The sequence below is a fragment of the Caulobacter sp. GW456-12-1-14-TSB4 genome, from assembly GCF_059424195.1.
Genome location: NZ_JBWKZF010000006.1, coordinates 168600 through 192030, shown reverse-complemented (window position 1 = coordinate 192030; position 23431 = coordinate 168600). Strand labels below are relative to the sequence as shown.

Below are 23431 nucleotides of genomic sequence, written 5' to 3'. Positions count from 1 at the left end.
TGGACGACGGTCTCCGTCAGGTCAGGCTTGTCGTGCTCCCCACTCAAAAGCTTTGCCCGATGCTGAGATAGATCTGGAAGGCCGGGTCGCCCTTGCGACGGCCCATCGGCACGGCGACGTCGGCGCGGATGGGGCCAAAGCCCAGGTCATAGCGGACGCCCAGGCCCGCGCCGGCCCGGAAATCCTGGCTCTTCGGGTTCGGGCTCGTGCTGATGGCGCCAGTGTCGATGAACGCCACGCCGCTCCATTTCGACGTGATCTTCTGGCGCAGCTCGACCGAGGTCTCGACCAGCGAGATGCCGCCCTGCGGGGTGTTGTCGGTCAGGCGCGGGCCAATGGCCTGGTAGGCATAGCCGCGAACAGAGCCACCGCCGCCGGCATAGAAGCGCCGGGACGCAGGCACGTCTTGGATGCCGCCGCCCACGATGGCGCCAAGCTTGAGACGACCGGCCAGCACGGTGCTGGCTTGCCGGCCGAACGGGATGTAGGCCGTGCCTTGGGTCGTCATCTTCAGGTACGGGACGGTGGTGTCGCCGACCACGTAGGTCGGCTCGCCTCGGGCCTCGAGACGCCAGCCGCGCTTGGGGTCCAGGATGTTGTCCGAGAAGTCCCAGGCATAGGCGGCCAGCCCTGCGAAGGTCGCCAGGTTCAGCTTGCGGCCCGCGACAGCGCCGTTCTGGCTGATCTGTTCCTTGGTCTGGGAGATGTCCAGCGAGACGCCGAACGTGCGGTAGGCGGTCGTCTGCCGCCGCTTGGTCAGGTCCACCCCAACCGTGGCGCCCGTTTCGTTATAGGCGTCGGTGTCGTTGCGGAAGGCGGCGCTGTTCAGCTTCAGCGTCTGCTGCGGACGCCGCCAGTGCGGCAGCGAGATTTCCGCGCCTAGGCGCTGCTCCAACTTGGCGAAGCGCAGGGCGTAGGTCGTCGTGTCGGCGCGCTTGAAACGGTTGTAGCGGATCCAGCGAGCGTCGACGCCTGCCCCTTCGCTGGTCGAGTAGCCCGCGCCCAGTTCGATGGTGCGTGACTTGCGATCGGCCAAGGTGACGACGACGGGGCGGTAGCCCTCGGCCGTGGCCTTGTCCGTCCCGGCCAGCGACACCGAGATCGAATCGTAGACGCTGGTGTCGCGCAGGCGACGCTCCAGCTCGGCCACGTCCTCGGGGTCGTAGACGTCGCCGGCCACCCAGGGCGCCAGGCGGCTGACCCAGGCGGGATTGGTGCGGCCCTTGGTGACCACCTCGATCCCGTCCAGATGGACCAGCTCGCCGGCGGCGATCTTGAACGAGGGCCGGACCGTGTGGTCGGCGTGGTCGACGATGACCTCGCGCGGCTCGGCGGCCGCGTCGGCATAGCCCAGCTTGGCGACCTGGGCGACGACGCGCCCCTCGGCCCCGACGATGTCGGCGGAACGGCCCGGCTCGCCCTCGGTCAGGCGCATGGCCGTGGCGGCGCGCTGGCGGGTGCCTTCGTCGGGCGGCGCGCCCGACCAGTCGATGCGCGGATCGGCGACCAGGAAGACCGGACCGGGCGTGATCTTGACCACCGCGCGCGGGGGCTCACCGTCCATGACGTCGGGTTCGACGGTGTAGCCGTAGTAGCCCTCGGCTCGGAGGACGGCGATGGCGTCCTCGCCGGCCTGACGGGCGCGCCGGCGCGCCTCGGCGCGGCTTTGAGCAGAAGTCTTGGATTCGGTCAGGGCGCGCTGGATGATCTCGCGCAGGCTCTTGTCTTCGACGCCTTGGATCTGGGCCATGGGTTCGTCGGCGAAGGCGGCAGAGGCCATCAACCAGGTCACCGCCGTCAAAGCCAGGGAAGTCCGCCCAAGCACCAAATCTCGTTCCCCGCGCGAAGCGCCCCCGGCCCTGCTGTAGTCCGGGGTTCGCGCCGTGTCACGACAGTAAATGCAACGAACTTGGCGCAAGCGGCGCTTCTCAAAGCAGGCGATCGGCGCCCAAATGCTGAGCAGTCGTGCGCAATCACGTGGCGAAGGTCGAATCCGCCGCGCGTGGTGGTCGCGACGCTCTAGAGTCGGGGACGGCGCGACCTACCGGTCGGCGCCCAAGGTTATGAGAAACGTGGACAAAAGCGTGGCGGCGAAGACCCAGACCCTCGTGGACGCACCGACCCTGCCTATGACGGAGGCGGCATACCTGCCGGGCGTCGCCTACGACGAGATGTTCACGGCCGACGGCGAGGTGCGGTCGCACTACGATCCGCTGCACGCGCGCATGTCGACCCTGGGCGCCGAGGAGCTGGCGGGCCGCCAGCGCACGCTGGAGCGCTCGTTCCTGCTGCAGGGCATCACCTTCACCGTCTACGGAGCCGACAACACCACCGAGCGGGTGATGCCGACCGACCTCTTCCCGCGCATCATCCCCGCGGCCGAGTGGGCCCAGATCGAGGCGGGTCTGACCCAGCGCCTGCAGGCGCTGAACCTGTTCCTGGCCGACATCTATGGCGACCAGCAGATCCTGATGGACGGCGTGGTGCCGCGCGAGCTGGTGCTGGGCGCGCCCTCGTACCGCCGCGAGATGCAGCACCTCTATGTGCCGCACAAGGCCTACGCCAATGTCTGCGGCAGTGACCTGATCCGCTGCCAGGACGGCCAGTTCGCGGTGCTGGAGGACAATCTGCGCGTCCCGTCCGGCGTCTCGTACATGCTGGCCAACCGCGACGCGGCCAAGCGGACCTTCCCCGGCACCTACCGCGCCGCCGGTGTCCGGCCGGTCGAGCGCTATCCGGACCTCCTGCTGTCGACGCTGAAGAGCATGGCCGCCGACTGGCGCTCCGATCCGCAGGTCGTGGTGCTGACCCCCGGCGTCTATAACAGCGCCTACTACGAGCACGCCTATCTGGCCCGCCTGATGGGCGTGCCGCTGGTCGAGGGCCGCGACCTCGTGGTGCACGAGAACATGGTCTACATGCGGACCACGACCGGCATCCGCCGCGTCGACGTGATCTACCGCCGGGTTGACGACGACTTCATCGACCCCTTGACCTTCCGGCGCGACAGCTCGCTGGGGGCGGCGGGCCTGTTCAACGCCTATCGGGCCGGCAATGTGGTGATCTGCAACGCCCCCGGCACCGGCGTCGCCGACGACAAGGCCGTCTACGCCTACGTCCCCGACATCATTCGCTACTATCTTGGCCAGGACGCCATCCTGCCCAATATCGAGACCTTCCTGTGCCGCGAGCCGCGCCAGCTGGGCCACGTGCTCGACAACCTGGACAAGTTCGTGGTCAAGGCGGTCGGCGCCTCGGGCGGCTACGGCATGCTGGTTGGCCCCCACGCCAGCCAGAAGGAGCGCGACGACTTCGCCGACGCGATCAAGGCCGATCCCGACAACTACATCGCCCAGCCGACCATCCAGCTGTCGACCGCGCCCTGCCTGGTCGACGGCCGCATCGAGCCGCGCCACGTCGACCTGCGTCCCTTCATCCTGTCCGGCGAGAAGACCATCGTCACGCCCGGCGCCCTGACCCGCGTGGCGCTGAAGCGCGGCTCGCTGGTGGTCAATTCCAGCCAGGGCGGCGGCTCCAAGGACACCTGGGTTTTGGCCGACGAAAGCCCGCACAACGGCAATGGAAACGGCAACGGGAGCGCCCGCCCATGATGTTGGCTCGCGTCGCCGACAGCCTCTACTGGCTGGGCCGATACATCGAACGGGCCGAGCACCTCTCGCGCCTGTCCAGCGTGATGATGAACGCCACCCTGGACCAGACCGATTCCGGGACCCAGGCCGTCTGGATCGCCATGGCCGCCGTGGGCGAGCCTGGCGACGGCGCCGATGTCGGCTCGTTCGAGGCCGCCCAGGCCCTGGTGCTGGATCGCGGCGACCCCAACTCGGTCGTCTCGTCCCTGGCCCGGGCCCGCGAGAACGCCCGCCAGGTCCGCGACCAGATCACCACCGAGACCTGGGAGCGGCTGAACCTGCTGTATCTCAAGGTCACCGACAAGGACGCGACCAAGGCGTTCTCGGACGGCTCGGCCAACTTCCTGCACGACGTGATCGCCGACCTGCACCTGTTCAAGGGCGCGGCCGACACCACCATGAGCCATGGCGAGAGCTGGCGGTTCATGATGCTGGGCATCTACATGGAGCGCGCCCACCTGGTCTCGCGCCTGCTGGAAGTGTGCTTCGCCGAAAGCCCCGCCCACGGCCAGATCGACGACCACGTGGCCCTGGTCAGCGTGCTGCGCATGGCCTGTGCGCTGGAGCCCTATCTGCGGGTCTACACCGCCGAGATCGAGCCGCGGCACATCCTGGAGTTCCTGGTCTTCGACGAGGATTTCCCCCGCTCGATTCGCTTCGCCACCGCCCAGATCGAACAGCATCTCTCGGCCATGGTCCGCCGGGATGGCGAGCGCGCCGGGCCCGAACGCCTGGCCGGCCGCCTGAAGGCCCGCCTGCAGTTCGCCGATGTCGACGAGCTGGAAGCCGTCGGCGCGGGACCGCTGCTGACCACCGTCGTCAACGAATGCGCGCGCATCCACGAAGCGATCTACGAGACCTTCGTGGCCTACCCGCTCGAAACGCGCCTGCCCGCGTAAGGACTGATCCCGTGCTGCTCGAAATCCGCCACGTCACCCAGTACCACTACGAGAAGCCTGTCCGGGAAAGCCTGATGGAGCTGTGGATGCAGCCCCAGAAGACCGCCCGCCAACGCCTGGTCAGCTTCGAGCTGGACCTGGAGCCGGCCGCCCAGGTGTTCTCGTACGCCGACAGCTTCGGCAACGCCGTCTACCACTTCGACGTCCCCCAGCCGCACGACAAGCTGACCATCATCGCCCGCTCCGCCGTCGAGACCGAAGCGCCAGCCGAGCTTCCCGCGCACCTGGACACCGGCGAGTGGGACCGCCTGCGCAGCGAGTTCGTGCGCGGCGAGTGCTTCGACTTCCTGCGCCCGCACGGCTTCGTCCAGACGACCGACGCCCTGCGCACCTTCATCGCCGAGCACGACCTGGACGCTCTCCGACGCAAGGACCCGCTGACGGCGGTCCGCACCTTGTCGGAGACCATCTACCGCGCGTTCGAGTATCAGCCGGGCGTCACCGACGCCGACAGCCCGATCGACCTGGCGCTGAGCGCCGGGCGCGGCGTCTGTCAGGACTTCGCCCACATCATGCTGGCCATCTGCCGGGAGTGGGGCATCCCAGCTCGCTACGTGTCGGGCTATCTGTTCACCGATCGCGACGCCGGCGATCGTTCGGATCCGGACGCCACCCACGCCTGGGTCGAGGTCTTCCTGCCCAGCCTGCGCTGGGTGGGCCTGGACCCGACCAACAACATGATGACCGGCGAGCGCCATGTCGGCGTGGCGGTCGGCCGCGACTATGCCGACGTCACCCCGTCACGCGGGGTCTACAAGGGCGACGCGGAAAGCCAGCTGGCCGTGGGCGTCACCGTCCGCCGCGCCCGCGCGGCTCTAGCCGAGCCGGAATTCCTGCGCATGGCTCGCCCAAGCTTCGCCGGCGGCCGTCGCCGTCCGGACGCCGCGCTGAAGCAGGAACTGCATCAGCAGCAGCAACAACAGCAGCAGTGATCTACTGAAGAATCTCAGGCGGCAGGTTGGCCGCGAAACGGCGGGCGATCTCCAGCGCGCCGGCCGCGCCGCCGGCCCGGGGGCCGATGCGCTCGGTCTTCAGGAACTGCACGCCGATCTCGCCGCCCGAGCGCCAGACGACGTGCGCGAAGTGCACCCGGCGGCCGCCGGCATCGACGAACACGAACTTGTCGGGCGGCGCCGCGATGCCGGCGATCGACAGGCGCGCGCCCTTCTCGGCGATGTCCAGCAGCGAGCACTTCCACGAGCGCGGATCATCGACGATGTAGATCTTGCGCGCCGCCGGCATTCGGGCATGCGCGCGGCGTTCAGCGCCGGTGGGCTCGACCATGACCATGCGACCTCAGAACTCCCGTCGAGTCGTCGACGATTTTAACGCAACCGAGAACGCCAAGCGCCAACGTTTACGCCGTTCACTTTGTAGAGGTCGTAACCGCCAGAAGCTTAGGCAGCGTAAACGTGAGCCTTGCGGGCGGCGATCTTCACCGTGCCCTGGAAATGAGCGGCTTCGGCGCGCGAGGCGCTGATCTCGATCGGACGGCCGTCGGCGGCAGTTGCGTTGACCGTGGTCAGGGCGCCCTGCACATGGGCGCGCTCGACACGCACCTCGAAACCGCCGTCGTCCAGCACGAAGTCGTGCGGCCGGACATAGGCCGTGGCCGCGCCCTCGCGCACGCCGCCGGCCGGCAGGCGCAGCACGCCGGCGTTGAACTGGCCGCCTCCGACCTGCCCCTCGAAGCAGTTGGCCTCGCCCACGAAGCCGCAGACGAAGGCCGTCTCGGGCTGGTCGTGGACCTGATCCGGCGTGCCGATCTGCTCGATCTGGCCCTTGTTGAGGATGGCCACGCGGTCGGCCAGCTCCAGGGCCTCTTCCTGGTCGTGAGTGACGAAGATGGTGGTCACGCCGGTGGCGTCATGCACCCGGCGCAGCTCCTTGCGCAGCGACTTGCGGACCGTGGCGTCCAAAGCGCCGAAGGGTTCGTCCAGCAGCAGTACGCTGGGCTGCACGGCCAGGGCGCGCGACAGGGCCACGCGCTGGCGCTGGCCGCCCGACAGCTGCGACGGGTAGCGCTTGCCCAGGCCGTCCAGCTCGACCAGCTTCAGCAGCTCCTCGACGCGGCGGGCGATCTCGGCCTTGTCCGGCTTGTCCTTGCCCTTCCGGACATCCAGGCCGAACGCGATGTTCTTGGCCACGGTCATGTGCTTGAACAGCGCATATTGCTGGAACACGAAGCCCACGCGGCGGTCCGCAGCCGAGGCGAACGTCACGTCCTGACCGTCGAACAGCACCTGGCCCGCGTCGGGGAATTCCAGGCCGGCGATCGTGCGCAGCAGCGTCGTCTTGCCCGAGCCCGAAGGCCCCAGTAGCGCCAGCAGTTCGCCGTCGGCGATCTCGAGATCGACCTTGTTCAGGGCCGGATAGCGACCGAACTTCTTGTCGACGGAGCGGATGGAGATGGTCATGGCCTAATCAGTCCGTTCAGTGTCCGCCGCGCCCGCGCGTGCCAGGCTGGGCGGCCTCGACCGCCGTCTTCAGCACCAGGGTCACCACGGCCAGCAGGCAAAGCAAGGCCGCGACGGCGAAGGCGCCGACGAAGTCGTACTCGTTGTAGAGGATCTCGACATGCAGCGGCATGGTGTTGGTCAGGCCGCGGATGTGGCCGCTGACCACCGACACCGCGCCGAACTCGCCCATGGCGCGGGCGTTGCACAGCAGCACGCCGTACATCAGGCCCCAGCGCACATTGGGCGCGGTCACCCGCCAGAAGGTCGTCAGGCCACCGGCGCCCATCGACACGGCCGCCTCCTCCTCGCTGGTCCCCTGCTCCTGCATCAGCGGGATCAGCTCGCGGGCCACGAACGGGAAGGTCACGAAGACGGTCGCCAGCACGATGCCGGGCACGGCGAAGATGATCTTGATGTCGTTGTCGACCAGGTAGTCGCCGAACCATCCCTGCAGGCCGAAGATCAGCACGTAGATCAGGCCCGCCACCACAGGCGACACCGAGAACGGCAGGTCGATCAGGGTGATCAGCAGCGCCTTGCCCCTGAAGTCGTGCTTGGCGATCGCCCAGCTGGCGCACAGGCCGAAGGCGGCGTTGAACGGCACCGAGATGGCGGCGGTGATCAGGGTCAGCTTCACGGCCGCCAGGGCGTCGGCGTTCTTGATGGCCAGCAAGGCCGCATCCAGGCCCTTGCGCAGCGCTTCGGCGAAGACGGCGACCAGCGGCAGGATCAAAACGAGCGCCAGGAAGGCCATGACCGTCCCGATCACCAGGACCTTGGCCCACAACGGATCGTCGGTGGCGCGACGGTGAGAGGCAGCAGCCATCAGTCGAACCTCCGCGCCCAGGCCTGGATGGCGTTGATGACCAGCAGCATCGTGAACGAGACCGTCAGCATCACCACGGCGATCGTGGCCGCCCGCGCGTACTCGAACTGCTCAAGCTGGATGATGATCAGCAGCGGCGCGATCTCGGACTTGTAGGGCATATTGCCGGCGATGAAGATCACCGAGCCGTACTCGCCTACACCGCGCGCGAAGGCCATGGCGAAGCCGGTCAGCCACGCGGGCGCCAGGGCCGGCAGGACGATGCGCAGGATGGTGTCGATCCGATTGGCACCCAGGCTGGCGGCGGCCTCCTCGACATCCTGCGCCGCGTCACGCAGCACCGGCTCGATGGTGCGGACCACGAACGGCAGGCCGATGAAGATCAGGGCGATGGTCACGCCGACCGGGTTGTAGGCGGCCTTGATGCCCAGCGGGGTCAGGAACTGCCCTACCCAGCCATTGGGCGAATAGAGGGTCGCCAGCGCGATCCCGGCCACGGCGGTCGGCAAGGCGAACGGCAGATCGACCAGGGCGTTGACCAGGGTCTTGCCGGGAAAGTCGTAGCGGACCAGCGCCCAGGCGGTCAGTACGCCGAATATGCCATTGATCACCGCCGCCACGAAGGCCGCGCCGAAGCTCAAACGATAGGCGGCCAGCGACCGCTGCGACGTCGCCACGGCCCAGAACTCGGCCGGCGACTGCTGCGCGGCCTTCAGGACCACGGCGCTCAAGGGAATAAGGACGATCAGCGACAGCACGGTCAGCGTCACGCCCATGGTCAGGCCAAAGCCCGGAATGGCCGATCGCCGCCTGAAAAGCGGCCGCTTGCCTTGCGGCGCGGTCGGCCGGCGAGCGGCGGTCTCGGCGGTCATCGTCTGATCGTCGTCCAGGGTCCGGGCTCGCCACATGGCTCTAGGCAAAGGCTGAACGCGCGGAGCCCCATCGGGGTCCCTGCGGCGTCGTTGAAACTGAGCCGCTTAAATCTCTAGCCCGGCAATGGGGCAAACGAGAAAAGGGAGATGGTGCGTGGAGAAAAACTTACCGCTCGGCCTAGGCCCAGCAATCCGCCAGCCAATGGGCGGGGGCCGCGCCGAAGGCCTGCACGACATAGTCGCGAACGGTTGTCGGAGCCTGCTCGAGAGGCCTGATCGTCTCACCATCCAGAAAGCCCAGCAGGGAGATCGATGAAACCTCGTTGCGCAGCACGAACCGCGGTCGCGGGGCGCGATAGGCGTGTGCGGCGGAGGCGTCCGCCGCCAGGGTTTGCAGCTGTGCCTGGTTGGCCATGAGATAGCCAATCTCGAAATCCCACCACGGCGCAAATTGCGCGCGAGCACGCAGCTTGCGGGCCGGAACACCAGCATAGACGCCCAGGGGATCGACATCCTTTGTCACGACCGACGACGCGCCGATCACGGCGCCATCACCTACAGATCGGCCGCTCAGAATCTGGGCGTTCGCCCCCACGACCACGCCGTTGCCGATCGTAAATGGACGCGCGGGCTCCAGCCCGTGCTGATCAAAGCCGCCGTTCACCAGCGGTAGTCCCGAGAAGCAGATATTCACCGGCTTGTCGTTGGCATGTTCGCCACGCACCAATATACGCGCCGATGGGTGCATCTCGCAGAAGCGGCCGATCTCGCCAACCTTTCCCACGTCTCCAGCCGGCACCAGCATCAGATTGTTTATGCAAGGCAGCGATCCGGCGCCGATGTCCACATAGGCGCCCGGCGTGCAGTAGAAACGGATATCGTAGTGCCCCAAGAAGGTCAGCACACGGTTCCAGGGCGTGGCGTCGGCTGGAAGCGCTACGGGAATGGGGGCGGACCAGTTCATGAGCACTGGCTATCAGAACCCTTGATCCCGGCGCAAACCGCTCAAGCGACGCCCGTATATCATCGCGCCGCCCTGAAGCCTTTAAAGATTAGAGGCTTGAAATTGGTAGGCCGGGTGGGAGCGTGAGAACCACGGTTTTTCAGTGCTTTGGGCTGTCAAACCCGCCGCTCGCTCTGTTAGGAAATTCAACGACTTACCTCGCGTGTGTCAAACCTACGAAGCCAACGTCAAAGCTCCGACACCTACTGGCAAGGACGCCAGCATCCATCCAGAGCTGTACCCCAGCCGAAGACCCGGAATAGTTGCTAAGCCGCTCCAAAAGTGCAGAGCTTTGCCAATGAATTTTTGATTGGGGAAAAGCGTGGCAAATCTGAACGATAAAGGAATTTTTACCGCAAATTACCATGACTACAAAAAGACGGTGCTGACCTACGCCGCAGCAATAGCAATTGCAGCCGCAGCGCGCCAATACCCAGTTCCAAAAACCGACAGTCTACAAGTTCTGGGCGTTTCACTGTCTCGTGAAGCCCTTGTTCTTGTAGTTTCAGGCCTATGTGCTGCTGTAGTCTACTACGTATTCCAATTCACTCTCCGGTGGCGGGACGAAACGACACTCTCGCTACCCGGAGATACGGGCGAACTACTTCCCCGCATCGACAACCTTGAGAAAAGCCAAAAAACTTTATCCGAGTCGATACAACGAGCGACTGACGTATTTCGTAGATTTGAAGGCCACGCAGCAGAAGCTGCTCCTCAGCTACCCACGCCAAATTACACAAACCACCTAAGTGAATTCATCCATGAAGAACTACAACAAGTTAAGAAGCAGGACTTAGTGCGTCACTCCTTCTACGAAATGCAAGGTGCCGCGTATCGGTTTGGACAACAAACAGACGAAGGAGTTGAGGAGTTTATCGATAAATACTATGAAACATTTATACCGGATGCTTTGGAGCGAGCTGCTCGTGCAACCGCCACGCAAATGCAGGCCCAACTAGGAGAGCTTTGCGAGAAGACGAACAATTTGCATGAAACGACCGTCAAGAACGCGAAGCGAAACCTTGATGACGCACACAAGCAATGGCTTGAATTGCAACCACGCCTTAAATTGGCGGTCATTCAGACCAATCAAATTGCCGGAAATGTATACAACGTTCGCATGATACGCCACAAAAAGGTAGTAATTGATATTTTGTCAATTTATACCTTTTCTTTGATTTCTATAGCATATTGGTGCTATGTATCTGGTTTTTATAAATGGTCTATAGACCATATCATTACCAGCACCCTGTCATCTGTATTGTTCGCATTGCTATTCTATATCTTCGCCTGGAGAAATCATCGAAAGGCCAAATCAGCCGAACTAGAAGAGGCATCGGACATTTCAGAAGAGAAGCCTGTGCCCCCCCCCTTCTTGATTGAAGCGCGGCCATTAGCCATCGTTTAACGATGCGAGCTGTTCAGCAATTCATCGGCGGGCTACCTGTTCGTCACCTGAACACCGGAGCCCCGCACGAGGAGAGCCGTCTAGGTCACCTTTTCCAGCGCATGAGGCGGCTGGCCGTGGGTCGGAGCCTGACGCTACGCGCCCTACGCCATTCCTGTGTCGTGAAGCTCGCCCGCGCCGACTGCACTGATCCGCAAATAGCGGCCATCACTGGTCACTCGCCTGCGTCGGTCGAACAAATCCTTCGCCTGTACCTGCCGCGTGACAACATCGTGGCGCGAGCCGCCCAAGCGAAACAAGGCCTCGTAAAGGCCGGCGCATGAACGTTCGCGGATCAAAAGTCTAACGGTGGGGTGGTGGGGGGTGGAGAAGTCTAACGGTCCCGATCCGTTCTTTTCACCGAACCGCACAACCCTCTGAAAGGTTTAGGTTCGATTGGTAGGCCGGGTGGGGTTCGAACCCACGACCATTCGATTAAAAGTCGAATGCTCTACCACTGAGCTACCGGCCCGCTAACGTCCGGCGGGCGCCGGTTGGAAGCGGCGCGGACCATAGGCGGGGGGCTCGTGCGTCGCAAGCATGGTTTCGCCGTTTTTCCGATGGATGACGGCAAAGCTGTGGGCGGGTTAGGGTGAGTCATGCGTGGAACCTTGCTTTTGGCGGTCTTTTGCGGCGCGGCGGTGGCTGGAATGGCCGATGCGCGCCAGTGGCAAGAGGCGCCGCCGCTGCTGGGCGCGCCTCCCCTACCCAAGGAATCGCCTGTCGAGCCGACCGACGACGGACGAATCAGATCGACCTCTGAGGCCAACCGCGATGGCTTCACCGGCGCCATGAGCGCGCCGCTGCGCGACGTGAATATCGTCCGCACCAAGATCCCGCGCGTGCTGCTCGAGGCGATGGACGATCCCTATCAGCGCCCGCCCATGGCCGACTGCCGGAGCCTGATCGCCCTGGTCGCGCCGCTGGACAGCGCCCTGGGCGAGGACATCGACCGCAATCCGCCGGTCGAGGGCGAGGACCTGATGGACCGGGGCCGCAAGGCGGCCGGCCAGGCGGCGTTGGGCGCGATCGCCAGCACGGCCCAGGACATGATCCCGATGCGTGGCTGGGTGCGGAAGCTGACGGGCGCCGAGCGCCACGACCGGCTGGTGCAGAGCGCCATCACCTCGGGCAATGTCCGCCGTGCCTATCTGAAAGGCCTGGGCGAAGCGCGCGGCTGCAACCCGCCGGCCACGCCGCAACACAAGCCGCCAACCGCGCCGCCGGTCGTCGATCCGGGCATGCCGCCGCCGCGCGATCCCTACGGCCCCCGCAAGCCGCGCTTCCCGATCTTCAAGGAAGAGGCGCCGACGGTGCCGCAAGGACCCAGAGACTAGATCGGGAGACTAGCCTTCGTTCAGGTGCCGAGCGCGGAAGTCGCGGCGGAACTGCTCGAACCGTCCCTCGGCGATCGCCGCGCGCATGGCCGCCGTCAGCGCCTGGAAGAAGGCGATGTTGTGCCACGACAGCAGCACCTGGCCCAGGATCTCCTCGGCCTTGAACAGGTGACGCAGATAGGCCTTCGAATAGTCGCGGCTGGCCGGGCATTCGCTGTTGGGATCCAGCGGGCTTTCGTCCTCGGCGAACTTGGCGTTCTTCAGGTTGATGGCTCCGTCCCAGGTCCAGGCCTGGCCGTGGCGACCCGAGCGGGTGGGCAGGACGCAGTCGAACATATCGACGCCGCGCGCCACGGCTTCCACCAGGTCGATCGGCTTGCCGACACCCATCAGGTAGCGCGGACGATCCTCGGGCAGCAGGCCGGGCGCATAGTCCAGCACCTCGCACATCGCCTCGTGGCCCTCCCCCACGGCGAGACCACCGATGGCGTAGCCGTCGAAGCCGATCTCGCGCAGACGGTCCGAGGACTCGCGGCGCAGGTTTTCGAACGTCGAGCCCTGCTGGATGCCGAACAACACCTGGCTGTCGCGCGCGCCGAAGGCGCCCTTCGAACGCTGGGCCCAGCGGGCGGACAGCTCCATGCCCTTGCGGGCCCGCGCCTCCTCGGCCGGCCAGGCGACGCATTCGTCCAGCTGCATGACGATGTCGCTGCCCAGAAGGTCGGCCTGGATCTCGATCGAGCGTTCGGGGGTCAGCACGTGCTTGGAGCCATCGACGTGGCTGGAGAAGGTCACGGCCTCCTCGGTCAGCTTGCTGATGCCCGAAAGGCTCATGACCTGGAAGCCGCCGCTGTCGGTCAGGATCGGCTTGTCCCAGCGCATGAACTTGTGCAGCCCGCCCAGGCGCGCCACCCGCTCGGCCGAGGGCCGCAGCATCAGGTGATAGGTGTTGCCCAGGATGATGTCGGCCCCGGTGTCCTTGACCTGATCGACGGTCAGGGCCTTCACCGTCGCGGCCGTGCCGACGGGCATGAAGGCCGGCGTGCGGATGTCGCCGCGCGGGGTCTTCAGGACGCCGGTGCGGGCCTTGCCCTCGGTGGCTTTGATCTCGAACGGAAAGGCCATCAGACGGTCTCGTCGCGGAACAGCAGACTGCCGTCGCCGTAAGAATAGAAGCGGTAGCCCGTCGATATGGCGTGCTCATAGGCGGCGCGCATCGTCGCCTGGCCGGCGAAGGCGCTGACCAGCATGAACAGGGTCGACTTGGGCAGGTGGAAGTTGGTCATCAGCACGTCGGCGGCGCGGAAGCGATAGCCGGGCGTGATGAAGATGGCCGTCTCGTCGGCGAACGGCCGGACGATCCCGTCCTCGTCCGTGGCGCTCTCCAGCAGACGCAAGCTGGTGGTGCCCACACAGACGATACGGCCGCCCGCGGCGTGGACCGCGTTCAGGGCGTCGGCCACTTCGGCCGTCACCTCGCCGAACTCGGCGTGCATCTTGTGGTCGGAGAGGTCGTCGGTCTTGACCGGCAAGAAGGTCCCCGCGCCCACGTGCAGGGTCACGAAGTGCAGCGAGACACTCTTGGCCTTCAGCGCGTCCAGCAGGCCCGGCGTGAAGTGCAGGCCAGCGGTCGGGGCGGCCACCGAACCATCCTCGCGGGCATAGACGGTCTGGTAATCGGCCCGGTCGCGCTCGTCCTCGCCCCGCTTGGCGGCGATGTAGGGCGGCAGCGGCATGTCGCCGTGCTTGGCGATGCCGATGTCGAGGTCCGGACCCGAGACGTCGAAGGCCAGCAGAACCTCGCCGCCCTCGTGCTTCTCGACAATCAGGGCGTCCAGCGGATCGGCCTCGTCGCCGAAGGCCACGCGGTCGCCGACCTTCAGCCGCTTGCCCGGGCGCATGAAAGCGCTCCAGCGATCCGGCGCGACGCGGCGGTGCAGGGTCGCCTCAACGGCCACGGGCGTGCCATCGGCCCCACCGGTCGTGCGGCCCTCGCGCAGGCCGGCCAGGCGCGCGGGGATCACGCGGGTGTCATTGAACACCAGAGCGTCGCCGGGACGCAGGAAATCTGGCAGCTCGCGCACCACATGGTCGGCGAGCGCTTGGCCCGGGCGGACGACCAGGAAGCGCGCGGCGTCGCGCGGCTCGGCCGGGCGCAGGGCGATACGGTCCTCGGGAAGGTCGAAATCGAAGTCGGAAAGGCGCATGGGCGGGCTTCAAGCGCACGATGGAACCGGAAGGTCAAGACACGTTCGAGCGACCGACCTGAGGCATAGGTAGGGCATCCTTCACGGACCCATGGTATGGGCGGCCCATGCGCCTGATCGTCCAGCTCCTGAGCCTTCTCGTTCGCGGCACCGCCCTGATGTTGGGCCTGGTCGGTCTCGGCTTCGCGGGCGTGTGCCTGGGCGGCGCCTTCAGCGACAAGCTGGACGCCTTCACCCACGCAGCGCCCTTGTGGCTGCTGATGGGTATCGCGGCGGTCGTGCTGGGAGGGATCTTCGCGCGCGGCGGCGAGCGCTGGGTGATGGTCGGGCTGGGCGTCGCCACGCTTCTGGCCTGCTCAGTGCTGATGCTGCCAGAGCTGTGGTCGGCTTGGCGCTTCAAGCCTACGACCCAGGCGGCGAGCGACCTGAAGATCGTGCAGTTCAATATCTGGCACGACAATAGGACGCCCGAAAAGAGCCTCGCCTGGATCATGGCCCAGGACGCCGACGTGGTGATCATCGAGGAAGGCGCCGGGGATTCCCTGCCGGTCATCCAGGCGCTGAAGTCCGCCTATCCGTTCGCCTCTTGCGACATGGTCACGAAGTGCGAGAGCTGGATTTTCTCGCGCAAGAAAATGATCGCACGTGGCGGCATGCCGCTGGAGCGGCCCTATCTGTCCGGCGCCTGGGCGACCCTGGCCGACGCCAAGGGCCCGTTCACCGTCGTGGGCGTCCACCTGACGTGGCCCGTGCCGGCCGGTATCCAGCAGGGCCAGAGCCGCAAGCTCATCAAGCTTGTCTCGCACTTCGACCGCAAGAGCGCCATCGTCACGGGCGACTTCAACTCCACGCCCTGGTCGTTCACGCTGAAGCGCCAGGACAAGGCTATCGGCCTGCGCCGTTGGACGCACGCCATCCCCTCATGGCCGGCCAGCAAGTTCTCGCGCGTGATGGTCGCCCCGGCCCCGTTCCTGCCGATCGACCACGTCTATGCCGGCAGCGAATGGTATGCGGTCAATGTCGAGCGTGGCCCGGCCCTGGGCTCTGACCACCGGCCGATCGTGACGACGCTCAGGCGTCGGTAAGGCTGGCGATCTCGCGCGCCAGATTGGCTCGCGCGGCCGCGTCGAAGCGTGCGGCGAAGTCGGGATCGGGGAACAGCGTCGGCGCGTCCAGGAAATATCGCAGCACCCGCGCCCGGCCCAGCCGATAGGCCTCTTCCGGCACGTGGACATATTCCTCGCGGATCGCGCGGGCATAGGCCTCGTAGGTTTCAGGTTCGGCGCCCAGGATCGACAGGTCGATCGACACCATCAGCGCGCCCAGCGGATCGCCCGCTGGAACCTGATGGCCTTGGGTCAACAGGATCAGGCGCTCGACCTCAGCGATATCCTCGGGCACGTAGCCGAGCGCCGGCAGGTCGCGGCCGGCCAGTTGCGCGCTCAGCGCCTCGTTGTCGGAGCGGGTCGGATCATAGACCGCGTCATGCCACCAAAAGGCGGCGGTCAGGACCGCGCGATCTCGGTCCGACAAACCGGTAATCGCCGCGAGCCGCGCCAGGCAGTCCTCGATATGCGCCAGGGTATGATACCGGCGCCGAGGCTCCACATAGGCGGCTCGCAGCGATGGAATCATTCGTCGGCGGCGATCTTGGCGCTGACGATCTTGCCCGGGGCGCGCGGCGGCTCGCCCTTCGGCAGGGCGTCGACATGGTCCATGCCTTCAGTCACCTGGCCCCAGACGGTGTATTGCTTGTCCAGGAAGGTGGCGTCGTCGAACACGATGAAGAACTGGCTGTTGGCCGAGTCCGGGTTCGGCGTGCGGGCCATCGAGACCACCCCGCGCACGTGCGGCTCGTCGTTGAACTCGGCCTTCAGGTCCGGCTTGTCCGAACCGCCACGGCCGGTGCCCGACGGATCACCGCCCTGGGCCATGAAACCCGGGATCACGCGGTGGAAGACGACGCCGTCGTAGAAGCCTTCACGCACCAGTTCCTTGATCCGCGCCACGTGGCCGGGGGCCAGGTCGGGACGAAGCTTGATCGTGACCGGACCGCTCTCGAGGGTCAGGATCAGGGTGTTTTCGAGATCGGCCGACATGGTCTTCCCTTGGATGACAAGTGTTGTGAACGCGCTTCTAGCGCGGTTCACGCCCGCCTGTGAACCAAGTTGAGCCTAGAAATCGGTACGTACTCAGCGAACCTCGACCGGAAGATCGATATCGCACACCGAGAAGTCGGCGCCTTTCAGCGTCCGCAGACGCTTGGTCTCGGCCGCGAACCAGGGCCCCTTGGGATCGATCACTCGCACCTTGGGGCGTTCTGCTTCGGGAATGTCCGCCAGCAGACGAACCTTCTGCATCTGATCCTGCGGAGCCGGAACAGGTTCACCGGTCTTGATGGCGCGCACGGCGTCCAGGCCGCTGATCACGCGACCGAAGGCGGTGTAGCGCTTGTCCAGCGACGGGTACGGCTGGCGCATCAGGAAAAACTGGCTGTTGGCCGAGTCATTGCCTTCGTCGCGGGCCATGCCGATCACGCCGGGGCAATAGGTTCCCCAGGCCGAGACCTTCTTGTCGGTGGTGACCTCGCTCCAGCTCCAGGCCTGGCTGACGACCGGCAGCGACTTGATGAAGCCGACTTCAAGGCCCGCCGGCGCCGCCATCGGCACGAAGCCGGTCTCGGCGGTACGGCGGAAGGTGAATTCGGCCTTGAGGTTGGGCTTGTCCGTACCGCCCTCGCCCGTATTGGTCGGATCGCCAGTCTGCGCCATGAACCGATCGATGACCCGGAAGAAGGTGCGACCGTCATAGACGCCCGCGCGGGTCAGGTCCTGCAACCGCGCCACATGGTTAGGCGCGACGTCCGGGACCAGCTCGACCAGCACACGCCCCTTGTTGGTGTCGATCACCATCACCGTTTCCGGAGCCGGCGTGCGCCAATCTTGTTCAGAAGGCTTGGCGGGGGCCGAGGGCGTCGCCGCCAGGGCCGGACCGGTGATCGTCGCCAGGCAGAGCCCGGCCAGGAGCGTGCGCGAGAAGGTCATGTCACTTAACTTGCACGGGCACGTCCACGTCGCAATTGGTGAAGCTGGGGCCCATCTCGCCTTGGCGCTTGGTCACCAGCGCCTTGAAGGCCGCGCCGCGCGTATCCATCACCTGGACCTTGGGACGCTTGTCGGCCGGCAGGTCGGCCAGCATCTTGACGCTGATCATCTTGTCCTGCGGATCGGGAACCGGCTCGCCGGTCTTGATGTTGCGCACGACGTCCAGGCCCGACAGCACGCGGCCGAAGGCGGTATAGGTCTTGTCCAGCGAGCTGTTGGCCTGGCGCATGAAGAAGAACTGGCTGTTGGCGCTGTCCGGGTCTCCGGCGCGGGCCATGCCCAGCACGCCGGGACAGAAGTTGCCCCAGCTGGCCACCTTCTTGTCGGCGGTCATCACGGCCAGGGCCGAGTTCTGGCTCGACACCGGTAGCGCGCCGATCCAGCCCAGCTCGGTGCTGCCCGCCTTGAAGCCGGCGCCCAGCGGCAGGTCCATGCCGCGACGGAAGGTGAACTCGGCCGTCAGGTTCGGCTGGTCCGAACCGCCGGCCCCGGTGTTCTGCGGATCGCCCGTCTGAGCCATGAAGTCGCTGATGACCCGGAAGAAGGTCAGGCCGTCATAGAAGCCGCTCTTCACCAGGCCGCGCACGCGCTCGACGTGGTTGGGTGCGGCGACCGGGTCGAGCTCGGCGATGATCCGGCCCTTGTTGGTCTCGACGACGATGACGTTATTGGGGTCGGGCGTGCGCCAGTCCGCGCCAGCTGGAGCGGCAGTTTGGGCCGTTGCCGTCGTAGCGACGAGCGCCAGGGCGGCGGCGGTCATGGCGAGCTTCATCGAAATCCCCGAACAGAACAGTCGGGGTCGGCGTAGAACGCCACGGCCGCCCCGACAAGTGCGGCGTCCGTTCAACCGCACGATTCCGGCCGGAACGGGGCGACGGCTACGCTTCGGACGCGGCCTTGAAGACCTGCAGCTGGTCGTCGAAGGCGCGCTGGAAGGCGGGTCTCGCTTCGGCCCGCGCCACATAGGCCAGGAGGCTCGGATAGTCGTTCAAAATCCCGGACGATCCCAGCCGGCGCAGCACCACCACCATCATCAGGTCGCCGGCGTTGAAGTCACCATCCAGCCAGTCGGCTTCGCCCAGGCGATCGGCGAGTTGGTCCAACCGTGTGCGGACGGCCTGTTCCAGCATCGGCTGGCGCGCCGCGAACCAGGGCTTGTCGCGCTCCAGGATCGTGGCCATGCCGAACTCGACGATCGGCGGCTGCACGGTGCTGACGGCGGCGAACATCCAGGTCAGCGCCCTGGCCCGGGCGTTGGCGTCCTCAGGCAGCAAGCCCCTGTGACGCTCGGCGATATGGAAAACGATGGCGCCCGACTCGAACAGTACGAGCTCGCCGTCCTCATAGGTCGGGATCTGGCCGAACGGCTGCACCGCCATGTGGGCGGCGGCCTTCATCTCTGGAAAGGTGACCAGGCGCACGTCGTAAGGCTGGCCCACCTCCTCCAGCGCCCATCGGACAGCCATGTCGCGCGCCAGGCCTCGGCCGCGATCGGGCGATGTCTTGAAGGCGGTGATGGTCGGGGTCATGGCTGTCTCCGGGCTGCTGTCCCGAGGACGAACGACCGGGCGGCGTTCCGACACCGCCCGGCCGAGATTTCGTCGATCAGGCCTTGCCGACCTTGGCCAGCAGCTGCTCGGCCACGCCGGCGGGCACGAACTTGCCGATATCGCCGCCCAGGGCCGCGATCTCCTTGACCAGCCGCGAGGCGATCGCCTGGTGACGCGGATCGGCCATCAGGAAGACGGTCTCGATCTCGCGGTCCAGCTGCTGGTTCATCGCCGTCATCTGGAATTCGTATTCGAAGTCGGCCACGGCCCGCAGGCCGCGCACGATCATCTGGGCCTCCACCTCGCGGGCGAAGTGCATCAGCAGGCTCTCGAACGGCCGGACCTCGATCTCGGCGATCTTGGTCAGGTGCGCCGTTTCCTTTTCCAGGATGGCGACCCGTTCCTCCAGCGAGAACAGCGGCCCCTTGCCGATGTTCACCGCCACCCCGATCACCAGCTTGTCGACCAGCTTCACGGCCCGACCGATGATGTCGAGGTGACCGTTGGTGACGGGATCGAAGGTCCCTGGATATAGCCCAACCCGCATGCTGCCCCCTGCTTTAAGGGTTCGAGGGATTACAGGGTCTCTTCCGCCCCGCTGTCCTCGCCCTGGTTGTCGTCTCCGCCGGAATCGGCGAGGCGCTCGACGCTGACGACATGCTCGTCCTGCGCGGTGCGGAAGATGGTTACGCCCTGAGTATTCCGCGCTGCAACACGAATTTGCGAGACCGGCACCCGGATGAGTTGACCTTGATCCGTGACCAGCAGGATCTGGTCGCTCTCGTCGATCGGGAACGAGCCCACCAGACGGCCGCCGCGCTTGCTGAGGTCTTGCGCGGCAAGGCCTTGGCCGCCACGACCCGTACGACGGAAGTCATAGGCGCTGGTGCGCTTGCCGAAGCCTTCCGACGACACGGTCAGCAGGATTTCCTCGGCCGCGCCCAGTGCGGCGATGCGTTCCGGCGTCAGAGTGGTTTCGTCGCCGTCCTCTTCGCCGTCCTCCACGGCGGCGGGGACGTCGTCGCCCTCCTCGCCAGCGGCGCGCAGCATGGCGCGCTGATGCTTGAGATAAGCCGTGCGTTCAGCAGGGGTGGCGTCCACGCTGCGCAGGACAGCCATCGAGATGACGGTGTCATCGCCCGCCAGCTTCACGCCGCGCACGCCGGTGGAGTCACGGCTGGCGAACACGCGCACCTCGTCGACCGAGAAGCGGATGCAGCGGCCAGCCGCCGTGGTCAGCAGCACGTCCTGGTCGGCGTTGCAGACCGAGACGCCGACGATGCCATCGCCCTCGTCCAGCTTCATGGCGATCTTGCCGTTGCGGCGCACGTCCACGAAGTCGCTGAGCTTGTTGCGGCGCACGCTGCCCGAGCGGGTGGCGAACATCACGTCCAGGCCGCCCCAGGTGGCTTCGTCCTCCGGCAGGGTCAGGATCGAGGTGATGGTCTCGCCCGGCTCGATCGGCAGCAGGTTCACGAACGCCTTGCCGCGCGAGTTGGCGGCGCCTTGCGGCAGACGCCAGACCTTCAGCTTGTAGACCTTGCCGCCCGAGGTGAAGAACAGCAGCGGCGCGTGGGTCGAGGCCGAGAACACGCGGGTGACGGCGTCCTCGGTCTTGGTCGCCATGCCCGACTTGCCTTTACCGCCCCGGTGCTGGGTGCGGTAGTTGGCCAGGGGCGTGCGTTTGACGTAGCCGCTCATGGTGACGGTGATGACCATGTCCTCGCGGACGATCAGGTCTTCGTCTTCCATGTCGGCGTCGCCGTCGACCAGCTGGCTGCGGCGCGGAATGGCGAACTTCTCGCGGACCTCGACCAGTTCATCGCGCACCACGGCCATAATGTTGGCGCGGTCGGACAGCAGGTCCAGATAGCCTTGGATGGCTTCGGCCAGAGCGGCGGCTTCATTGCCGATCTCGTCGCGGCCCAGGCCGGTCAGGCGTGACAGGGTCAGGGCCAGGATGGCGCGGGCCTGCTCGTCGGTCAGGCGGATCAGGCCGCCCTCTTCCTGCAGGGTGCGCGGGTCGGCGATCAGCTCGACCAGCGGCAGCATGTCGCCGGCCGGCCAGGACTTGGCCACCAGGCGCTCACGCGCCTCGGTCGGGTCCTTGGACGAGCGGATGATGTGGATGAACTCGTCGATATTGGCGACGGCGATGGTCAGACCGACCAGCACGTGGCCGCGATCGCGGGCCTTGCCCAGTTCGAACTTGGTCCGGCGGACGACCACTTCCTCGCGGAAGGTGACGAACAGCTGCAGCAGCTTGTGCAGGCCCATCTGCTCGGGACGACCCCGGTTCAGGGCCAGCATGTTGACGCCGAACGAGGTCTGCAGCGCCGTGAAGCGGTACAGCTGGTTCAGGATCACCTCGCCCGAGGCGTCGCGCTTCAGCTCGACCACGATGCGCATGCCCTCGCGGTTCGACTCGTCGCGAATGTCGGCGATGCCTTCGAGCTTCTTCTCGCGGACCAGTTCGGCGATGTGCTCGACTAGGTTGGCCTTGTTCACCTGATACGGGATCTCGGTGATGATAATCGCTTCGCGACCGGCGCGGATCTCGTCGACGCTGGCGACGCCGCGCATGATCACCGAGCCCCGGCCCGTCAGCAGCGCTTGGCGCGGACCCGCGCGACCGATGATCTCGCCGCCGGTCGGGAAGTCGGGGCCAGGCACCAGGTCCAGCAGCTGATCGGTCGTGCACTCCGGCTCGTCGATCAGCAGCAGGCAGGCGTCGATGATTTCGCCAAGGTTGTGCGGCGGGATGTTGGTCGCCATGCCGACGGCGATGCCGCCCGCGCCGTTGACCAGCAGGTTGGGAATCCGCGACGGCAGGACGGTCGGTTCCTGCTCCTTGCCGTCGTAGTTGTCGGCGAAGTCGACCGTGTCCTTGTCCAGGTCGGCCAGCAGCGACATGGCCGGCGCGGCCATGCGGCATTCCGTGTAACGCATGGCCGCGGGCATATCGCCATCGACCGAGCCGAAGTTGCCCTGACCGTCGATCAGCACCAGGCCCATCGAGAACGACTGGGTCATGCGGACCAGGGTGAAGTAGATCGAGGCGTCGCCGTGCGGGTGATACTTACCCATGACGTCACCGACCACGCGGGCGGACTTGACGTAAGGACGCTCCGGCGTCTGGCCCTGCTCGTGCATCGAGAACAGCACGCGGCGGTGAACCGGCTTCAGACCATCACGCGCGTCGGGCAGCGCACGGCTGACGATCACGCTCATCGCATAGTCGAGATACGAACGACGCAGTTCGTCCTCGATGTTGATGGGCTCGATGTCCCCGCCCGTGGCGTCAGGGGGGATGGTGTTTTGATCGTCGTTCAAAGGGATTTTCGCCGTCAGAATCGGACACGGAACCGTCGAAAACAGTTAGCATTGGGACGAGGAAGGCGCCACCTTTCCGGGCGCTTCCCGATCCCCTGTTCGCTTGAATCCGAAGGAAAAACGCATGATCCGCCTCCCCGCCGCGACCACGCTCGCCCTCGCCGCTCTGATCGCCGCCTCGCCCGCTCTGGCCCAGACCTCCGCGACCGCCGTGGTGAAGGCTGGCGACGGCAAGGACGCCGGCGTGGTCACGCTGACCGAGGCGCCGCACGGCGTGCTGCTCAAGCTTGAACTCAAGGGCCTGACGCCGGGCTGGCACGCGGTGCACTTCCACGAGAAGGGCGACTGCGGCGCGCCGGACTTCAAGTCGGCTGGCGCCCACGTCCACACGGCCGCCAACACGATCCACGGCCTGCTGAACCCGGACGCCAACGACAGCGGCGACCTGCCCAACGTCTTCGCCGCCGCCGACGGTTCGGTCGCCGCCGAAGTCTATTCGACCCTGGTGTCGCTGAAGGGCGCCGGCGGCCGCCCCGCCCTGCTGGACACCGACGGTTCGGCGATCGTCGTCCACGCCAGCCCCGATGACCACAAGAGCCAGCCGATCGGCGGCGCCGGCGCGCGCGCCGCTTGCGGCGTGATCAAGTAGCACTCTAGGCTCCGGTCACGCGTTCCTTTCGTGGC

22 protein-coding genes and 1 tRNA gene are annotated in these 23431 nt (G+C 66.1%); 7 read left to right on the top strand and 16 right to left on the bottom strand.

Features of this window, described 5'->3' with window-relative positions:
• Positions 1-43 precede the first annotated feature (43 nt).
• Entirely contained in the window at positions 44-1828 is a 1785-nt protein-coding gene (locus AC07YH_RS08180; RefSeq protein WP_494746498.1) for an autotransporter assembly complex protein TamA, read from the bottom strand.
• 256 nt (positions 1829-2084) lie between these two features.
• On the opposite strand from AC07YH_RS08180, the gene AC07YH_RS08175 reads away from it, so the two are divergent.
• From AC07YH_RS08175 to AC07YH_RS08165, 3 genes are read left to right on the top strand one after another with little or no spacing between them, the layout of a single operon-like run.
• Entirely contained in the window at positions 2085-3611 is a 1527-nt protein-coding gene (locus tag AC07YH_RS08175; protein ID WP_494746497.1) for a circularly permuted type 2 ATP-grasp protein, read from the top strand.
• Positions 3608-4549, top strand: coding sequence for an alpha-E domain-containing protein (locus tag AC07YH_RS08170; protein WP_494746496.1), 942 nt, complete (start codon positions 3608-3610; stop codon positions 4547-4549). Before AC07YH_RS08175 ends, AC07YH_RS08170 begins: the two co-directional genes overlap by 4 nt.
• A gap of 11 nt (positions 4550-4560) precedes the next feature.
• Entirely contained in the window at positions 4561-5541 is a 981-nt protein-coding gene (locus AC07YH_RS08165) for a transglutaminase family protein (RefSeq protein ID WP_494746495.1), read from the top strand.
• Position 5542: 1 nt separating this feature from the next.
• On the opposite strand, the gene AC07YH_RS08160 is transcribed toward AC07YH_RS08165, so the two are convergent.
• The 5 genes from AC07YH_RS08160 to AC07YH_RS08140 all read right to left on the bottom strand — a co-directional run bounded on the left by AC07YH_RS08160 (position 5543) and on the right by AC07YH_RS08140 (position 9730).
• Positions 5543-5899 carry a PilZ domain-containing protein gene (locus AC07YH_RS08160; protein ID WP_494746494.1) on the bottom strand — a complete coding sequence of 119 codons (357 nt, stop codon included), beginning with the start codon at positions 5897-5899 and terminating at the stop codon, positions 5543-5545.
• 107 nt (positions 5900-6006) lie between these two features.
• The gene (locus tag AC07YH_RS08155) at positions 6007-7026 is read right to left on the bottom strand and encodes a sulfate/molybdate ABC transporter ATP-binding protein (RefSeq protein WP_494746493.1); all 1020 of its coding nucleotides are present in this window, start codon (positions 7024-7026) and stop codon (positions 6007-6009) included.
• A 16-nt stretch (positions 7027-7042) separates the two neighbouring features.
• Positions 7043-7894 (bottom strand): sulfate ABC transporter permease subunit CysW, encoded by an 852-nt coding sequence (cysW, locus tag AC07YH_RS08150; RefSeq protein WP_494746492.1) that lies wholly within the window; start codon positions 7892-7894, stop codon positions 7043-7045.
• Positions 7894-8766 (bottom strand): sulfate ABC transporter permease subunit CysT, encoded by an 873-nt coding sequence (cysT, locus tag AC07YH_RS08145; protein ID WP_494746491.1) that lies wholly within the window; start codon positions 8764-8766, stop codon positions 7894-7896. The genes cysW and cysT overlap by 1 nt, the downstream gene beginning before the upstream one ends.
• Before the next feature lie 178 nt (positions 8767-8944).
• Positions 8945-9730, bottom strand: a complete 786-nt coding sequence (locus AC07YH_RS08140; RefSeq protein ID WP_494746490.1) for an LbetaH domain-containing protein — start codon at positions 9728-9730, stop codon at positions 8945-8947.
• A 361-nt stretch (positions 9731-10091) separates the two neighbouring features.
• On the opposite strand from AC07YH_RS08140, the gene AC07YH_RS08135 reads away from it, so the two are divergent.
• Positions 10092-11177, top strand: coding sequence for a hypothetical protein (locus AC07YH_RS08135; protein WP_494746489.1), 1086 nt, complete (start codon positions 10092-10094; stop codon positions 11175-11177).
• A gap of 436 nt (positions 11178-11613) precedes the next feature.
• On the opposite strand, the gene AC07YH_RS08130 is transcribed toward AC07YH_RS08135, so the two are convergent.
• A tRNA-Lys gene (locus AC07YH_RS08130) sits at positions 11614-11688 on the bottom strand.
• Between the two features lie 127 nt (positions 11689-11815).
• On the opposite strand from AC07YH_RS08130, the gene AC07YH_RS08125 reads away from it, so the two are divergent.
• The gene (locus tag AC07YH_RS08125; RefSeq protein WP_494746488.1) at positions 11816-12553 is read left to right on the top strand and encodes a hypothetical protein; all 738 of its coding nucleotides are present in this window, start codon (positions 11816-11818) and stop codon (positions 12551-12553) included.
• 9 nt (positions 12554-12562) lie between these two features.
• Here AC07YH_RS08125 and tgt read toward each other — a convergent pair whose 3' ends face one another.
• Positions 12563-13681, bottom strand: a complete 1119-nt coding sequence (tgt, locus tag AC07YH_RS08120) for a tRNA guanosine(34) transglycosylase Tgt (RefSeq protein ID WP_494746558.1) — start codon at positions 13679-13681, stop codon at positions 12563-12565.
• Positions 13678-14760 (bottom strand): tRNA preQ1(34) S-adenosylmethionine ribosyltransferase-isomerase QueA, encoded by a 1083-nt coding sequence (queA, locus tag AC07YH_RS08115; RefSeq protein ID WP_494746487.1) that lies wholly within the window; start codon positions 14758-14760, stop codon positions 13678-13680. The genes tgt and queA overlap by 4 nt, the downstream gene beginning before the upstream one ends.
• A gap of 107 nt (positions 14761-14867) precedes the next feature.
• On the opposite strand from queA, the gene AC07YH_RS08110 reads away from it, so the two are divergent.
• Entirely contained in the window at positions 14868-15845 is a 978-nt protein-coding gene (locus tag AC07YH_RS08110; RefSeq protein ID WP_494746486.1) for an endonuclease/exonuclease/phosphatase family protein, read from the top strand.
• On the opposite strand, the gene AC07YH_RS08105 is transcribed toward AC07YH_RS08110, so the two are convergent.
• The 7 genes from AC07YH_RS08105 to gyrA all read right to left on the bottom strand — a co-directional run bounded on the left by AC07YH_RS08105 (position 15832) and on the right by gyrA (position 22747).
• The gene (locus AC07YH_RS08105) at positions 15832-16395 is read right to left on the bottom strand and encodes an HD domain-containing protein (RefSeq protein ID WP_494746485.1); all 564 of its coding nucleotides are present in this window, start codon (positions 16393-16395) and stop codon (positions 15832-15834) included. The genes AC07YH_RS08110 and AC07YH_RS08105 overlap by 14 nt on opposite strands.
• On the bottom strand, positions 16392-16859 hold the full coding sequence (locus AC07YH_RS08100) for a peptidylprolyl isomerase (protein ID WP_494746484.1): 468 nt from the start codon (positions 16857-16859) through the stop codon (positions 16392-16394). The genes AC07YH_RS08105 and AC07YH_RS08100 overlap by 4 nt, the downstream gene beginning before the upstream one ends.
• A 93-nt stretch (positions 16860-16952) precedes the next feature.
• Entirely contained in the window at positions 16953-17804 is an 852-nt protein-coding gene (locus AC07YH_RS08095; RefSeq protein ID WP_494746483.1) for a peptidylprolyl isomerase, read from the bottom strand.
• Between the two features lies 1 nt (position 17805).
• Positions 17806-18636 (bottom strand): peptidylprolyl isomerase, encoded by an 831-nt coding sequence (locus AC07YH_RS08090; protein WP_494746482.1) that lies wholly within the window; start codon positions 18634-18636, stop codon positions 17806-17808.
• 106 nt (positions 18637-18742) lie between these two features.
• Positions 18743-19393 (bottom strand): glutathione S-transferase family protein, encoded by a 651-nt coding sequence (locus tag AC07YH_RS08085; protein ID WP_494746481.1) that lies wholly within the window; start codon positions 19391-19393, stop codon positions 18743-18745.
• Between the two features lie 76 nt (positions 19394-19469).
• Positions 19470-19961 (bottom strand): pantetheine-phosphate adenylyltransferase, encoded by a 492-nt coding sequence (coaD, locus tag AC07YH_RS08080; RefSeq protein WP_494746480.1) that lies wholly within the window; start codon positions 19959-19961, stop codon positions 19470-19472.
• A gap of 29 nt (positions 19962-19990) precedes the next feature.
• Positions 19991-22747, bottom strand: a complete 2757-nt coding sequence (gene gyrA, locus AC07YH_RS08075; protein ID WP_494746479.1) for a DNA gyrase subunit A — start codon at positions 22745-22747, stop codon at positions 19991-19993.
• Between the two features lie 124 nt (positions 22748-22871).
• On the opposite strand from gyrA, the gene sodC reads away from it, so the two are divergent.
• Positions 22872-23396: a superoxide dismutase[Cu-Zn] gene (gene sodC, locus AC07YH_RS08070; RefSeq protein WP_494746478.1), complete on the top strand. Its 525-nt coding sequence runs from the start codon at positions 22872-22874 to the stop codon at positions 23394-23396.
• Positions 23397-23431 lie beyond the last annotated feature (35 nt).